The following is a 14479-nucleotide window of genomic DNA, read 5'->3' on the forward strand; positions in this document are numbered from 1 at the left end:
CGATGCGCAACGAGGCGACGCGCAGCCTCGGATTCAAGAGTCGAGCCGGGTCCCGCCGCTCAGGCGCATATCGGACCCGCCCGACGAGCCGCAGCGACGGGCTTCATCGACCCGGCACGGCCGCGCGTTCCTGTCGCCGGGCGACGCGGCACCCCGGCGCCGCGTCTTGCCCCCGAAGGCCGCCCGCGCGGCGTCCCCTGAAAATCGCTACGGGAAAGCTCTACGGGCGCTAACCCACGAAGCGCCGCGCGTTGGCGAAAAGCCGCGCCCAGGGGCTGGCCTCGCCCCAGCCCGCCGGCGCCCAGGACAGATTCACGCTGCGGGTGACGCGCTCGGGATGCGGCATGGTGATGAGCACGCGGCCGTCCGCGTTGCACAGCCCGGTCACTCCCGCCGGCGAGCCGTTGGGGTTGGCCGGATAGGCCGTGGTTGCCGTGCCCCGGTTGTCGACGTAGCGCATGCCGATCTGGGCATTCGCGCTCAGCCGGTCGAGATCGTCGTCGGCCCGGAACCGGGCCCGGCCCTCGCCGTGGGCCACCGCGATCGGCACCCGCGTACCCACCATGCCGTCCAGCAGCACGGCACGCGAATCCGTGATCTCCACCGCGCTCGTGCGGGCCTCGAACTGGCGCGAGGCATTGGCCACGAACGCCGGCCAGTGATCCGTGCCGGGAATGATCTCGGCCAGCGCGGCCAGCATCTGGCAGCCGTTGCACACGCCGAGCGCGAAGGTCGTCTCGCGTTCGAAGAACGCCGCGAACGCCGCGCGGGCGTCGGCATTGAACAGGATCGACCGGGCCCAGCCCTGGCCGGCGCCGAGCACGTCGCCGTAGGAAAAGCCGCCACAGGCGGCCAGACCCTGCACATCGGTCAGATCGCGCCCGGCCGCGATCTCGCTCATGTGCACGTCGACCGCATCGAAGCCCGCGCGGGAGAAGGCGAACGCCATCTCGTTGTGGCCGTTGACCCCCTGTTCGCGCAGGATCGCGACCCGCGGGCGGGTGGTGTTCACAAACGGGGCGGCCACGTCGTCGTCGGGATCGAACGAGACCTCGGCCGGCAGACCGGGATCGCTCTCATCGCGCAGACGGGCATATTCGGCATCGGCGCAGTCGGGATCGTCGCGCAGCGCCGCCATGGCGTGGCTGGTCGCCGCCCAGAGGCATTCCATTTCGGTACGCGTGTTCCGGTAGATCGCCGCGCCGGCGTGGCGGACCACGAGCTCGGCGCGGGCGGTCGCGGTACCGATCGCATGGGCGGCGACGCCCGCGGCACGGAATTCACCGACCACCACGGCGGCGTCGTCGGCGCCCACCTGGATCAGCGCCCCCGCCTCCTCGGCGAACAGCGCGGCGTGCGGATCCGCATCCAGATCGTCCAGCGCGATGTCGACCCCGACCCGGCCGGCAAACATCATTTCGGCGACACAGGCCAGCAGTCCGCCGTCGCTGCGATCGTGATAGGCCTTGATGCGGTTCTCGCCGGCGAGCCGCTGCACGACCTCGAAGAACTGACGCAGCTGCTTCGGCGAATCCAGATCCGGCGGCGTGTCGCCGAGCGCCCCGTAGGCCTGGGCGAGAGCGGAGCCGCCGAGGCGGTTGCGGCCGTTGCCGAGATCGACCAGCACGAGCGCGGTGGCGCCGTCGCGCGGCGCCAGGAGCTGCGGCGTGAGCGTGGTGCGGGCGTCGGTGACCGGCGCGAAGGCGGAGACGATCAGCGACAGCGGCGCACTCATGCGCTGCTCGTCGCCGTCGTCGTCCTGCCAGACACTACGCATGGACAGCGAATCCTTGCCGACCGGGATCGCCAGACCGAGTTCGCTGCAAAACTGCTCGCCCACCGCCTGCACGGTGTCGTAGAGGCGCGCGTCCTCGCCCGGCTCGCCGCAGGCGGCCATCCAGTTGGCGGACAGGCGAATGTCGCCGAGCCCCGCGATGCGGGCGGCGGCGATGTTGGTCACCGCCTCGGCCACCGCCATGCGCCCGGAGGCCGGCGCATCCAGCAGCGCCAGGGGCGCGCGCTCGCCCATCGCCATGGCCTCGCCGGTGGTGTGAATGAAGTCCGTGGTGGTCACGGCGACATCGGCTACCGGGACCTGCCACGGCCCGACCATCTGGTCACGGGCGGTCATGCCCCCAACGCTGCGATCGCCGATGGTGATCAGGAACGACTTGCTGGCCACGCTCGGCACGCGCAGCACCCGCGAGACGGCCTCGGCGATGTCGACGCCCGCGTGGTTCCAGGCCGGCGCCGCCGTGCGCGCACGGGCCACGTCGCGCTGCATCTTCGGTGTCCGCCCGAGCAGTACGGCCATGGGCATGTCCACCGGGCGCTCGGCGTCGGCGGTCTCGGCCTCGGCGTCCTCGACGATCAGCTGCGGCTCGGCGGTGGCCGTGCCGACCACGGCGAAGGGGCAGCGCTCGCGGGCGGCCAGCGCCTCGAAACCGGCGAGCCGGTCGGCAGCGATCGCCAGCACGTAGCGCTCCTGCGACTCGTTGCACCAGATCTCCATCGGCGACAGGCTGACGTCGGCGGCGTCGATGTCGCGCAGGCGGATGCGGCCGCCGCGGTCGTCGGCGTCGATGATCTCCGGGAGGGCATTCGACAGCCCGCCCGCGCCGACGTCGTGGATCGAGGCGATGGGATTGTCCTCGCCCCGGGCGATGCAGCCCTCGACGACCTCCTGGCAGCGCCGCTGCATTTCCGGGTTGGCGCGCTGGACCGAGGCGAAATCGAGTTCGGTCGAGGCCGCGCCGCTGGCCATCGAGGAGGCCGCCCCGCCGCCGAGACCGATGAGCATGGCCGGGCCGCCGAGCACCACCAGGGCCGCGTCCACCGGCACCGACTGCTTCTCGACGTCCGTCGCGCGCACGTTGCCCATGCCGCCGGCGATCATGATCGGCTTGTGATAGCCGCGCAGGCCGGTCGCCTCGGAGCGATACTGATAGCTGCGGAAATAACCCGCCAGATTCGGCCGTCCGAACTCGTTGTTGTAGCGCGCCGCGCCGATCGGCCCTTCGAGCATGATCTCGAGCGGCGTGGCGATGCGGGCCGGGCGGCCGTCGTCGACCTCCCAGGGCTGGAGATCGTCGGGCAGCCGCAGATCGGAGACGGAGAAGCCGCAGAGTCCGGCCTTGGGCCGGCCGCCGCGGCCGGTGGCGGCCTCGTCGCGGATCTCGCCGCCGGCGCCGGTGGCCGCGCCCGGATTCGGCGCGATCGCGGTCGGATGGTTGTGGGTCTCGACCTTCATCAGCAGGTGCACCGGCTCCTCGACCCGGCGGTACACGCGCTCGCCGTCGACCAGCTGGCGCGTGGCCGTCGGCCCGGCGATCACCGCCGCATTGTCGCGATAGGCCGAGAGCACGCCGTCCGGGGCCGCGCGGTGCGAGTCGCGGATCATGTCGAACAGCGATTTCGCCCGTGTCTCGCCGTCGATGACGAATGCGGCGTTGAATATCTTGTGCCGGCAGTGCTCGGAATTGATCTGGCCGAACATCATCAGTTCGACGTCGGTGGGGTCGCGCCCCAGCGCCTGATACTGCGCGGCCAGATAGGCGATCTCGTCGTCCGCCAGCGCCAGACCCCAGTCGCAGTTGGCGGCGGCCAGCGCGGCCTCGCCTTCGGCGGCCAGCGGCACGCGGCGCAGGCCGCGGCGGGCCAGCGTCTCGAACAACCGCGGCAGGCGCTCGGCGTCGGGCAGCAGCGACTGGGTCATGGGATCGTGGAGCACGCCGCTGGCGACCAGCGCCTCGAAATCCGGCGTGCTGCCGAAGGCGAAGACCACGCCGCGCTCGAGTCGACGCAGCGACGTCAGGCCGCTGTTGTGGGCGATGTCCTCGGCCTTGGTCGACCACGGCGAGACCGTGCCTAGCCGCGGTACGGCGATCACGCCGGCGGGCACCGGCTCGTCGGCGTCGGCGCCGAGCAGCGCGTGCAGGCGCTGTCGCTGTTCGGCCGACGGCGCCCGCTCGAAGGCCGCCACGAAGACCTCGCGCGCGACCAGGCTGCCGACGTCGATGCCGGCCCGGCCGAGCCCGCCGCGCAGGCGCTCGAGCTCGAACTCGGCCAGTGCGGGACCGCCGGCGATCACCTCGACCGCGGCCCTGGACGAATCGTTCAGCGGTTGACCAGAGTTCGCCACGACAGACCCTCGCTTTGGTTGGCGACATGCACCCAGTCGGCCGTGCACGACAGCGCTCCGGCGAGCGCGGCCTGGGCCAGTTCCGGGCGGTTGTTGGATTCACTGATATGGGCGACGACCAGCTGCTGCAGCGCGCTGGCGTCGATGCCGGCGAGCAGCTCAGCGGCCTGGGCGTTGCTCAGATGCCCCAGCCGGCCGGCGACCCGCGCCTTGAGATACGCCGGATACGGCCCCGCGGCCAGCAGCTGCGGGTCATGGTTGCATTCGAGCACCAGCCCGTCGCAGCCGTCGATCATCTCGCGCACATGCGGGGTCGCGTGGCCGATGTCGGCGAGCACGCCCAACCGCTTGTCGCCGTTGCCCACCACCAGCTGGGCCGGCTCGCGCGCGTCGTGCGGTACCGGATAGGGAAACAGCTCGATGTCGCCGATGGCGAACGGCTCGTGCGGCGAATACAGCTCGATCGCGGCGAGCTCGCTCGCGCGGCGGGCGGCGAGCGTGCCGGGCGTGAGCCAAACGGGCACGCCGTGGGCGCGGGAGAAACGCGATACGCCGCGCCAGTGGTCATCGTGCTCGTGGGTGATGACCACCGCATCGATGTCCGCGGGCACCAGATCGAGTCGGGCGAGCCGCCGTACGATCTCGCGGGCGGAGAAACCGCAGTCGATGAGCACGCGGGTGCCGGCGTATTCGACCACCAGCGCGTTGCCCTTGCTGCCGCTGCCCAGCAGCGCGAACCGCATGGCCCCTGCGCCGTCGTTCACGAAGAGCCGCTGCCGCCCCCGTGGCCGCCGGACGGCCCCTGGCGCGTGTAGAGCGGGAACGGGCGCACCTTGCTGTCGCCTTCGGCGGGCGTGACCTTCGCCGTGCCCCGGCGGGTGACCTCGTCGATGCGGATGATCGAGTGCATGGGCACGTAGGAGCGCTGCACGTCCGCGAACTCGCTGGCGAGCTTCTCCTCGGCCGGATCGATCACTACCGAGGCGCGTTCGCCGAAGACCAGTTCCTCGATCTCGACGAAGCCGAACAGCGCGCCCTGCGCGACCGAGCGGGCATAGACCTCGTAGACCTGACCCTGGTTGAAGAAGGCCACGCGATAGAGGCGTTGCGACGAACGGTCAGTGGCCATGGCTGCAGATCGCGGGCGGTGGCGGGAGAATGGCGGAGAGGGTGGGATTCGAACCCACGTGGGGCGTCAGCCCCCAACCGATTTCGAGTCGGTGCCGTTATGACCGCTTCGGTACCTCTCCTGTAACTTGCGCGTTCAGCCGCGAGCCATCGTGGCTGCGCCAGTCTGTCTGTCAGCGGCTGGCGAAGTCGCGTATCTTAAAGGATTCGGTGCACTTTCCCAACACTCGCGTGCAAAAGGTCTGATGCGATGAGCGAAGACGTTTCCGTATCCTGCGCCGGCCGGCGCGGTTGAGTCGGCGTCAACCGCCTGCATGCGTCTGTTATTCCGGTTCCTGCGCGTGGGCGCGATCGCCGCGCTCGCGCTCGCGCTGGGCACCTGCGTGCAGCGCCCCGGGCTGCTCGAACAGATCGAAACGCTCGGCACGCTGCGCGTGGCGACGGTCAATTCCGCGACCACCTACTACCTGGACGTCGACGGCCCGGCCGGTTTCGAATACGACCTCGCGCACGCCTTCGCCGACGAGCTCGGTCTGGCGCTGGACGTGATGGTGGTGCCGGATCGCGAGGCGGTGCTCACGGCAGTCACGAGCGGCCGCGCGCACATCGGCGTGGGTCTGGCGGTCAGCGACGCGCGCCGTCAGCGCGTGCGCTTCACGCCGATCTACGCCGAAACACCGCTGGAGGTGGTCTACAACGTCCACGATGATCAACCCGACGACCTGGCCGCACTCTCGGGCGCGTTGACCCTGCCGGCCGGCAGCGCGCTGGCCGGCCGGCTGCGGCGCGATCATCCGGATCTCGAATTCAGCGTGGCGGCCCGGGCCAACGCCGAGGAGCTCATGGACCGGGTCGCGAACGGCGCGCTGACCGCGACCATCGCCAACGCCCACGTGGTGGCGATGAACCAGCGCTACTATCCCGACCTGCGCGTGGCCTTCGACGTGCCCGGGGCCAGTCAGCGCACGGCCTGGGCGTTCGCGCGCCGCGGCGCCACCGCCGGCGACGACGGCCTGTTCAACAAGGCGATCGCCTACCTGGAGCGGACCCGCGAGACCGGGCGGATGCGCATTCTGCGCGATCGATACTTCGGCCACGTCGAGCGGCTCGGATTCGTCGGCGGCCGCGAGTTCGCCCGACAGGTGGAGGCGCGCCTCGACCGCTGGCGGCCCTACTTCAAGCGCGCGGGCCGGCGCCACGATCTGGATTGGCGTCTGCTGGCCGCCATCGGCTATCAGGAATCCCACTGGGACGAGGACGCGGTCAGCCCGACCACGGTGCGCGGGATCATGATGCTGACCGAGGCCACGGCCGAGGAGGTCGACGTCGAGGACCGCCGCGACCCGCTGCAGAGCATCAACGGCGGCGCGGAGTACATCAAGCGCATGATCGAGCGCATGCCGGAGTCGGTCACCCGGCCCGACCGCATCTGGTTCGCCCTGGCCGCCTACAACATCGGCTACGGCCACGTCATGGACGCGCGCCGCCTGCTCGAGGCCCGCGACCGCGATCCCGACCTGTGGATCAACCTGCGCGACGCTCTGCCCTGGTTGACGCAGGACCGCTATCTCGACGAAACCCGTTACGGTTACGCCCGCGGGCTGGAAGCCCGGGCCTACGTCGGCAACGTCCGCGCCTACTACGACATCCTGGTCTGGATGACGGACGACAGCCGGACCGAAAAACCGGCGGCCCTGAGCGAGGACGAGAGTGCGGCGGGCGCGGGTGCCGACGAATCGCCCGAGATCTCCATCGAGTCACCGGCCTTCTAGAGCCGGCAGCGCCCTGACGCGATTAGCGAGGCACCGGGCGCAGCGGCGATGAGGGCATCGCCTCGGGCGCAGCGTGCCGCCGTCGGTCATCCCCGGGCGGCGGCGCGACGCGGGCCGCTCGATCCCGCGGGACCGGCTTTTCGATCCGCTTCGCGCCCCGCCCGACGGATACGCCCCCGCACTCCGGGCATTAAAAAAGCCGCGTGCGGAACACGCGGCTCTCCGGAAACCGAAGTACGCCCTGCCCTCAGGCGGTGAAACGGTTGTGCAGACCGCATTCGCGATTGCCGAGCACCTTCGTGGGATCGTAGTAGCTGGTCTCGTTCGGCAGGTCGTGCTTGTCGAGATAGGCCTGCATGTCGGCCTCGGTCCACTCCAGCACCGGCGCGACCTTGACCACACCGCCGGGCTTGTCCTGCGACACGATCTCCATGTTCTTGCGGAACTCGGTCTGGTCCCGGCGCACGGCCGTCAGCCAGACGTCCGGCGCCATCTCCTGCATCGCGCGACCGAAGGGCTCGAGCTTGACCTGACGGGTGAACTCCTCGTGCTGCGGATCGTCCACATCCGGGATGCCCATCAGCGCGTCGCGGCGCGCGGCCGACATCAGCGGATTGAACACGTGGATGTTCAGGTTCAGATCGTTGATCAGCTTCTCGGCGAAGAGATAGGTCTTGCGTGTGGCATAGCCGGAGTCGATCCACACGACCGGCATGTCCGGCTGGACCTGGCTGGCCAGATGCAGGATCACGGCCTCGTTCGGGCCGAAGTTGGTCGTGACGATGGTCCTGCCGTCGAGGCCGGCCGCCCATTCCACGATCTGCTTGGGATGCTGGCCGGCGAGTTCGGCGTTGGCTTTCGCGATATCGACTTGCATGACTCGTCCTCGTCCGTACCCGTGCCGCTGGGCCACACGGGCGTTCATTGGCTGTGGACCGCTGATTCTAAGTACTGCGATGTTATTTTAAAGGCCTTGGGTTATACCGTTGGCGCATATGCTTATGGGATGACGGCGCGGTTCGCCGCTGCCGGGGTTGTCAAAGTTGGCTACACTAGCGGGCTGTCATGAACCCCTCGTGAAACCCATGGCCCAGTACATCTACACGATGAACGGCGTCGGCAAGGTCGTGCCGCCCAAGAAGCACATCCTGCGCGACATCTCGCTGTCCTTCTTTCCGGGCGCCAAGATCGGCGTGCTCGGCTACAACGGTGCGGGCAAATCGACGCTGCTGCGCATCATGGCCGGGGTCGACAAGGAATACGAGGGCGAGGCCCGGCCGATGCCCGGCATCCATATCGGCTATCTGCCGCAGGAGCCGGAACTGGATTCGTCCAAGGATGTGCGCGGCAACGTCATGGACGGCCTGGGCGATATCGCCGCCAAGCTGGCGCGCTTCAACGAGATCAGCGAAGCCTTCGCCGATCCCGACGCCGACTTCGAAGCCCTGCTGGCCGAACAGGCCGAACTGCAGGAAGCCATCGACGCGGTCGACGGCTGGGAGATCAACAACACGCTGGACCGCGCCGGCGAAGCGTTGAACCTGCCGGCCTGGGACGCGCACGTCGACAATCTATCCGGCGGCGAGCGGCGCCGCGTGGCGCTGTGCCGCCTGCTGCTGTCCAAGCCCGACATGCTGCTGCTGGACGAGCCGACCAACCATCTGGACGCCGAATCGGTGTCCTGGCTGGAACGTTTCCTCAAGGACTTCGACGGCACTGTGGTCGCGGTCACCCATGATCGCTACTTCCTCGACAACGTCGCCGGCTGGATCCTCGAGCTCGACCGCGGCCACGGCATTCCCTGGCAGGGCAACTATTCCTCCTGGCTGGAACAGAAGGAAAAACGCCTCGAACAGGAGGCCAAGGCCGAGGACGCGCACAAGAAGGCGATCCAGTCCGAGCTGGAATGGGTGCGCTCCAACGCCAAGGGCCGCCAGTCCAAATCCAAGGCGCGCCTGAAGCAGTTCGAGGAACTGCAGTCGAAGGAATATCAGAAGCGCAGCGAGACCAACGAGATCTATATCCCGCCGGGCCCGCGGCTGGGCGATCTCGTGTTCGAGATGAACGACGTGACCAAGTCCTACGGCGACCACACGCTGTATGAAAACGTCTCGCTCAAGGTGCCGCAGGGCGCGATCGTCGGCATCATCGGCCCGAACGGCGCCGGCAAGACCACGCTGTTCCGCATGCTCAACGGCGAGGAGGAACCCGATTCCGGCGAGATTCGCGTGGGCGACACGGTCGATCTGGCCTATGTCACCCAGTCGCGCGACGAGCTTAATTCCGACAAGACGGTCTGGGAGGAAGTCTCCAACGGTCAGGACATTCTCCAGATCGGCAACTACGAAGTGCCCTCGCGCGCCTATCTGGGCCGTTTCAACTTCAAGGGCTCGGACCAGCAGAAACGCGTCTCGGAACTGTCCGGCGGCGAGCGCAACCGGCTACAGCTGGCCAAGCTGCTGCAGAAGGGCGGCAATACCCTGCTGCTCGACGAGCCGACCAACGATCTCGACGTCGAAACCCTGCGCGCCCTCGAAGAGGCGTTGCTGGAATTCCCGGGTGCGGTACTGGTCATCTCACATGACCGCTGGTTCCTGGACCGCATCGCCACCCATATCCTGGCGTTCGAGGACGACGGCGTGGTGTTCCTGGAAGGCAACTACCAGGACTACGAAGCCGACCGCAAACGCCGGCTGGGCAACGCCTCCGAAGGATCGGCCAAGGCCAAGCACCGCAAGCTGGCCTGAACCGGGCACGGGCACGCGCGGCGCGGACCGAGTGGCGGCCGCACCGCGCGGCGGCGTGCGCACCGTCGACTCCGGTATCGGCGGACCGAGGCTCCGGCGGGGAATATCGACGGAAAGTTCGCCGGCGCCGCTGAAGGCTATCTCCTCCGATAGACGGCCACTCGTCGCGACTTGACGGTGACGGGAGTATTTCGAGCCGACCGGCGGCCCGCCGCTCGGTCCCCGGCCGAGCGTCACCGTTCCTGCCCGCCGTAGCGCGCCCGCGCGCCGAGCCGGCTCGATCCGCGCCTCGACGAGCCCATTGGTGGCTGTCTTGGCCGGGATTCAGCCCAAGGCGGGCCGCGTCCGGCGCAGCGCTGCTGACCACTGCCGCGACGAGCCGACAACGCAGCGCCGGGCGCTGATCGGGGTGCTCACATCGCATCAGGCGATCAACCCCCAAGACGAGCGCCGTCCGGCCGAGTCGGCCGCAGCCATGACCGGCGCCGGGCCGGAACATCGTTCACGCAGAGACCGCGGCGGCTTCGCCCGGTCCGGCCTTGGCCGGTTGGTCCCGTTGTGCCGGCCGGCAACCGTCCTTCCGTGTCGGATCGACGGCTTGCCGAGCCGTGCCCCGGCCGATCGACCGAATGGCACCGACCGCGGCGATCGCACACTGCGTTGAGACGCTATGGAGCCGCACGGCGGGAAACGCGAAATACCTCCACTCCTTCGAGCCGCGGCACGGCTGCACGGCGCCCCGCCCGATCACGCCACCGCCCCTCCAGTGCGCCGGTGCGGCTTCATCGGGTCACCGACCCGAGGGGACGCCGGCCGGCGCTGCTCGATGCACCCCCGGCCATGCACGCCCCGCGCTCCGCCTCGAAGCGGGCGACAACCCACCGGGCCGAATCCGCCCTGCGACCACTCGATCGTGTCTCAGCCGCCCGCGCCGAGAATGGGATAGAGCGAGGCGACGAGCAGGCAGGCCATGGCCACGTTGAACGTCCGGCGGCGTTTCGCATCCGACAGCCATCGCCGGATCACCGTACCGAGCCAGGCCCAGACGGAGATCGCCGGAAAGGACACCAGCGTGAACGCGGCGGCCACGAGGATCACCGACACGAACGAGCGATCGGGCGCATAGATCGTGATCGCCGACAGGCCGATGGCCCAGGCCTTGGGGTTGACCCACTGAAACGCCGCCGCCTGCATGAAGGTCATCGGGCGGCTGCCCGATGACGCCGAGGCCAGCGGCGCGGCGGTGGCCACCTTCCAGGCGAGCCAGAGCAGGTAGACGGCGCAGATGATCTGCAGCAGCGTGCGCACGACCGGCACGGCCTCGAAGAGTGCCATCAGGCCGGCGCCTGCGAGCAGGATCAGCACGGCCAGACCGGCGACGATGCCCGCCATGTGCGGCAGCGTCCGGCCGAAGCCGAAATTGGCTCCCGAGGCCATCAGCATCAGGTTGTTCGGGCCCGGCGTGACGGTGGCCACGAAAGCGAATCCGAGCAGCGCCGCCAGTACTGAAAGTCCCATTGAATGACCTCCTTGTCGCAAAACAATTATAGGTCGAATTCAACGCAATTTATGGTCTAATTAATGCCTTAATGGCCCATTTAATGCAATTATAAATCATCATGGATGCAACCGATCGGCGTATATTGCAGGATCTCGAAATCGACGGGCGAATCAGCAACGTCCAGCTGGCCGAGCGCGTGAACCTGTCGCCGTCCACCTGCCTGCGCCGCGTGCAGGAACTCGAACGCACCGGCGTGATCCGAGGCTATCGGGCCGTGACCGATCCGGCGCGCATGGGACGTGGATTCGTGGCCTATGTCACCGTCGGGCTTTCATCGCATACCAAGTCCGCACAACAGGAGTTCGAACGCGCCATGGCCGCCGCACCGGATGTGGTCGAGTGCCACAACATCACCGGCGCGTTCGAGTATCTCCTGCGCGTCGAGAGCCGCGACCTCGCGAGTTACAAGCACTTTCATACCGAGGATCTGGGCACCCACCGCCACGTCAGCGCCATCACCACCTATATCGTGATGAGCTCGCCCAAGGACGGGCGCGCCTGAACGCGCGGATCGCCCTCGGCCGACCCGTCGTGTGGCACGAGCATGCCCGTGCCACACGACGGCGTTGCGACGGCACGCGGCCGGCCGGAATCGCGCCCCGGTGTCCGGCTGGCGATGGCCGACGCCCGGCTACCGTCGAGGCTCGGCGACCGCACGCGCCTCACGCTGCAACAGCCCGGGCATATGCCGTCACCACGCCGGAGCAAGACGATCGGCGCTTCATGGCCGGCGCTGCATTGGCTAGACTGGCCGGATGCAGAATACAGACACCCTGGAACGAATACTCACCCAGCTGACCCGGCTGGCCGATATCGACGAAGCCCGGCTCGCCGACGAACGGCGCGCGGTCGGCGGTGATATCGACTGGTCCGCGCGCGCGTTCCGCTGGCGCGACGACGGCCGCCTGCAGGCGATTCCCGCGCCGGCCACGATGCCACTCGACCGGCTGCACGGTATCGACCGCCAGAAGGCGCGGCTGCTCGCGAACACGCGCCAGTTCGTCGCCGGCCGGCCCGCCAACAACGCCCTGCTCTGGGGCTCGCGCGGGACCGGCAAATCGTCGCTCGTGCGTGCGCTGCTGCCCGAATTCGCCGACGACGGCCTGCGCATCGTCGAGGTGCCGGCCCACCGGCTGGTCGATCTGCCCGACCTCGTGGCCACGCTGGCCGGGCGCAGCGAGCGCTTTCTCGTCTTCTCCGACGATCTATCGTTCGAAGCGGGCGACGGCAGCTACAAGGCGCTCAAGGCCGTGCTCGACGGGTCGCTGGCCGCAGCCCCCGAGAACGTCCTGATCTACGCGACGTCCAATCGACGCCACCTGTTGCCGGAGTACCAGTCCGAGAATCAGGCCTCGCGCACGGTCGACGCGGCCAGTGGCGAAATCCATCACGGCGAGGCGGTGGAGGAAAAGATCTCGCTGTCCGAACGATTCGGGCTGTGGCTATCGTTCTACCCCTTTGATCAGAGCCATTACCTGGCGATCGCGGCCCGCCATCTCGCCGCCCACGGCATCGAAGCCGAAGTCGGCATCGACCAGCCCTGGGAGCGCGAAGCGCTGCAGTGGGCGCTGGCGCGGGGCAATCGTTCCGGGCGCACCGCAGAACAGTTCGCCCGCGACTGGGCGGGGCGATTTTCAGCCGACGACGCACTCTAGAATTCGAAGTCGTCGTGATTGAGTCGCTGACCTTCAGGTCGCGACGCGCGCCACACAAACGCCGAAATCGATCATGTAGCCGGCCCGTTCCGCGCCGTTCACGAGGATGATCCGCGTATCGATCGCCCCGGCGTACGCCCGCGCTTCACCGCTGAAATCCGAAGCGGTGATCAAGACGCCCTTGCGTACGCGTCTGCCCTGCAGGGCGCCAGCGAACTTCTGTATCTCGGGCCGCCCCACCACGCTCGACCAGCGCTTGGCCTGGACATGGATCGCGTCCCGCGCGAGCCGATCCTCCTTGATCACGCCGTCCACGCGACCGTCACCCGACTGGCCGAACGTCTGACCGGCGCTGCGGCGCGAGCCGCCGTAGCCCATCGCGACCAGCAGCTCGACGACCAGCCGTTCGAAAAGGGCCGGCGAGCCAGCCAGCACTTTGTCCAGAAGTTCGACTTCGAGCGCGTCTCGCATGCGTGGATCGCGCTGCTCGATCTAATCGCACGGGTCGTTGACTCGGCTACAGCGTCGCCGTTTTCCGTTTTGGTTCGTCGACGGCTGTTTCTTTCACTCGGCCCGCGGAAGTGCCGATACGGCTCAAAGCGCTTGCGGTATCCAAGATCGATTCGTTCTTTTCCTCGACGAGGCCGCCCGGCCCGCCGGCGTGATGCGATAGCCGGCGCGCGCCGGCAAATCGATCAGGCCGCCCCACGCCTTGAGATGCACCTGGGCCCGCACCACACGATTCACGAATACCGACTGCTGACCGCTCGGCAGCATTGTCGCCCTTTCGTCTTCTGAAAGTTCGAAATGCCCGGCGCGTGCGGCGAGCGTCTCGTAGTTGGCATGAATCCGTTCATCGGACAGAGGAACCAACAGGGGCCGCAGGACCGTCTGAAAATCGGGATCGCTCAGCCGGCCTCGGGCGCCGCGACGAGCGTCTCACCGCACTGGCGGCACAGGTAGGTCGTGCCCGCCTGCGCCCGCTTGTGGCGGATACTGGTCAACCAGGCGGGTTCATCGCAGCGACAGCGATAGCGATGACGCGTCAGCCGCCGTGTCGGCTCGGCGGGCAGCGTATGGCACGGCGCCGGCTCGACGCCGAAGGCTCGCATGAGCGCTTTCCATTCCGCGCCATGCGGCTTTGCGCGACGGCCGCACAGCCGATGGATCACGACGTGCGCCACCTCGTGGGGCACGGTCTCGGCGAGCATCTCGCGCGGGTGAGAGGCCAGCAGCGCGGCGTTGATGCGGATGGCGCAGTCGCCGCGGCGACGCGAGAGAATCGCCTGGCCCGCGGCCCGGCCGCGCAGATCGAAACGCACCGCCGGCACCGGCAGCCGCGCGGCACTGGCGCCGGTGATCTCGCGCGCTCGCATGATCCAGTGCGCGGTGGCCTCGACGGCTCGGGCCTGCGGGTCGTCGTCGTCGAGATCGAGTCGCTGCTGTTCGGCTCCGGCCATGCGTACCGTTGGCTT

The 14479-nt window shown here is 68.5% G+C and carries 12 protein-coding genes and 1 tRNA gene; 4 read left to right on the plus strand and 9 right to left on the minus strand.

The annotated features are described in order from the left end of the window. Positions 1-229: 229 nt before the first annotated feature. The 4 genes from purL to SAOR_RS07330 all read right to left on the minus strand — a co-directional run bounded on the left by purL (position 230) and on the right by SAOR_RS07330 (position 5391). On the minus strand, positions 230-4141 hold the full coding sequence (gene purL / locus SAOR_RS07315; RefSeq protein WP_123630850.1) for a phosphoribosylformylglycinamidine synthase: 3912 nt from the start codon (positions 4139-4141) through the stop codon (positions 230-232). Next, positions 4117-4884 carry an MBL fold metallo-hydrolase gene (locus tag SAOR_RS07320; RefSeq protein ID WP_123630851.1) on the minus strand — a complete coding sequence of 256 codons (768 nt, stop codon included), beginning with the start codon at positions 4882-4884 and terminating at the stop codon, positions 4117-4119. Before SAOR_RS07320 ends, purL begins: the two co-directional genes overlap by 25 nt. Positions 4885-4901: 17 nt before the next feature. Then, entirely contained in the window at positions 4902-5270 is a 369-nt protein-coding gene (locus SAOR_RS07325; RefSeq protein ID WP_123630852.1) for a DUF1820 family protein, read from the minus strand. A 30-nt stretch (positions 5271-5300) separates the two neighbouring features. Continuing rightward, a tRNA-Ser gene (locus SAOR_RS07330) sits at positions 5301-5391 on the minus strand. Positions 5392-5583: 192 nt separating this feature from the next. On the opposite strand from SAOR_RS07330, the gene mltF reads away from it, so the two are divergent. Then, positions 5584-7041, plus strand: coding sequence for a membrane-bound lytic murein transglycosylase MltF (gene mltF / locus SAOR_RS07335; protein WP_123630853.1), 1458 nt, complete (start codon positions 5584-5586; stop codon positions 7039-7041). 247 nt (positions 7042-7288) lie between these two features. Here the strand turns inward: mltF and SAOR_RS07340 are convergent, their stop codons facing one another. Further along, a complete protein-coding gene (locus SAOR_RS07340) occupies positions 7289-7918 on the minus strand; it encodes a phosphoadenosine phosphosulfate reductase domain-containing protein (RefSeq protein ID WP_123589676.1) in 630 nt (209 codons plus the stop codon). Between the two features lie 208 nt (positions 7919-8126). Here SAOR_RS07340 and ettA point away from each other — a divergent pair, with 208 nt between their 5' ends. Next, positions 8127-9788: an energy-dependent translational throttle protein EttA gene (gene ettA / locus SAOR_RS07345; RefSeq protein ID WP_123589677.1), complete on the plus strand. Its 1662-nt coding sequence runs from the start codon at positions 8127-8129 to the stop codon at positions 9786-9788. A gap of 918 nt (positions 9789-10706) precedes the next feature. Here the strand turns inward: ettA and SAOR_RS07350 are convergent. Further along, entirely contained in the window at positions 10707-11306 is a 600-nt protein-coding gene (locus SAOR_RS07350) for a LysE family translocator (protein ID WP_123630854.1), read from the minus strand. A 101-nt stretch (positions 11307-11407) separates the two neighbouring features. On the opposite strand from SAOR_RS07350, the gene SAOR_RS07355 reads away from it, so the two are divergent. Continuing rightward, positions 11408-11851: an Lrp/AsnC family transcriptional regulator gene (locus tag SAOR_RS07355; RefSeq protein WP_123630855.1), complete on the plus strand. Its 444-nt coding sequence runs from the start codon at positions 11408-11410 to the stop codon at positions 11849-11851. Between the two features lie 253 nt (positions 11852-12104). Then, positions 12105-13004 (plus strand): ATP-binding protein, encoded by a 900-nt coding sequence (locus SAOR_RS07360; protein ID WP_123590097.1) that lies wholly within the window; start codon positions 12105-12107, stop codon positions 13002-13004. A 33-nt stretch (positions 13005-13037) separates the two neighbouring features. Here the strand turns inward: SAOR_RS07360 and SAOR_RS07365 are convergent, their stop codons facing one another. The 3 genes from SAOR_RS07365 to SAOR_RS07375 all read right to left on the minus strand — a co-directional run bounded on the left by SAOR_RS07365 (position 13038) and on the right by SAOR_RS07375 (position 14464). Then, entirely contained in the window at positions 13038-13475 is a 438-nt protein-coding gene (locus SAOR_RS07365) for a restriction endonuclease (RefSeq protein WP_123590098.1), read from the minus strand. Between the two features lie 123 nt (positions 13476-13598). Continuing rightward, the gene (locus SAOR_RS07370) at positions 13599-13916 is read right to left on the minus strand and encodes a winged helix-turn-helix domain-containing protein (protein WP_123630856.1); all 318 of its coding nucleotides are present in this window, start codon (positions 13914-13916) and stop codon (positions 13599-13601) included. After that, complete coding sequence (locus SAOR_RS07375; protein WP_123630857.1) at positions 13913-14464, minus strand: SprT family zinc-dependent metalloprotease; 552 nt, start codon at positions 14462-14464, stop codon at positions 13913-13915. The genes SAOR_RS07370 and SAOR_RS07375 overlap by 4 nt, the downstream gene beginning before the upstream one ends. Between the last annotated feature and the right edge of the window lie 15 nt (positions 14465-14479).

This window comes from Salinisphaera orenii subsp. orenii MK-B5 (assembly GCF_003788635.1).
Lineage (GTDB): Bacteria > Pseudomonadota > Gammaproteobacteria > Nevskiales > Salinisphaeraceae > Salinisphaera > Salinisphaera orenii.

What these genes read in the sequence shown, in the direction of transcription:
- SAOR_RS07360 (WP_123590097.1), top strand. Translation starts at nt 12,105, where the DNA reads ATGCAGAATACAGACACCCTGGAACGAATACTCACCCAGCTGACCCGG.
- SAOR_RS07325 (WP_123630852.1), bottom strand. Translation starts at nt 5,270, where the DNA reads ATGGCCACTGACCGTTCGTCGCAACGCCTCTATCGCGTGGCCTTCTTC.
- SAOR_RS07355 (WP_123630855.1), top strand. Translation starts at nt 11,408, where the DNA reads ATGGATGCAACCGATCGGCGTATATTGCAGGATCTCGAAATCGACGGG.
- ettA (WP_123589677.1), top strand. Translation starts at nt 8,127, where the DNA reads ATGGCCCAGTACATCTACACGATGAACGGCGTCGGCAAGGTCGTGCCG.
- mltF (WP_123630853.1), top strand. Translation starts at nt 5,584, where the DNA reads ATGCGTCTGTTATTCCGGTTCCTGCGCGTGGGCGCGATCGCCGCGCTC.
- SAOR_RS07340 (WP_123589676.1), bottom strand. Translation starts at nt 7,918, where the DNA reads ATGCAAGTCGATATCGCGAAAGCCAACGCCGAACTCGCCGGCCAGCAT.
- SAOR_RS07350 (WP_123630854.1), bottom strand. Translation starts at nt 11,306, where the DNA reads ATGGGACTTTCAGTACTGGCGGCGCTGCTCGGATTCGCTTTCGTGGCC.
- SAOR_RS07365 (WP_123590098.1), bottom strand. Translation starts at nt 13,475, where the DNA reads ATGCGAGACGCGCTCGAAGTCGAACTTCTGGACAAAGTGCTGGCTGGC.
- SAOR_RS07375 (WP_123630857.1), bottom strand. Translation starts at nt 14,464, where the DNA reads ATGGCCGGAGCCGAACAGCAGCGACTCGATCTCGACGACGACGACCCG.
- SAOR_RS07320 (WP_123630851.1), bottom strand. Translation starts at nt 4,884, where the DNA reads ATGCGGTTCGCGCTGCTGGGCAGCGGCAGCAAGGGCAACGCGCTGGTG.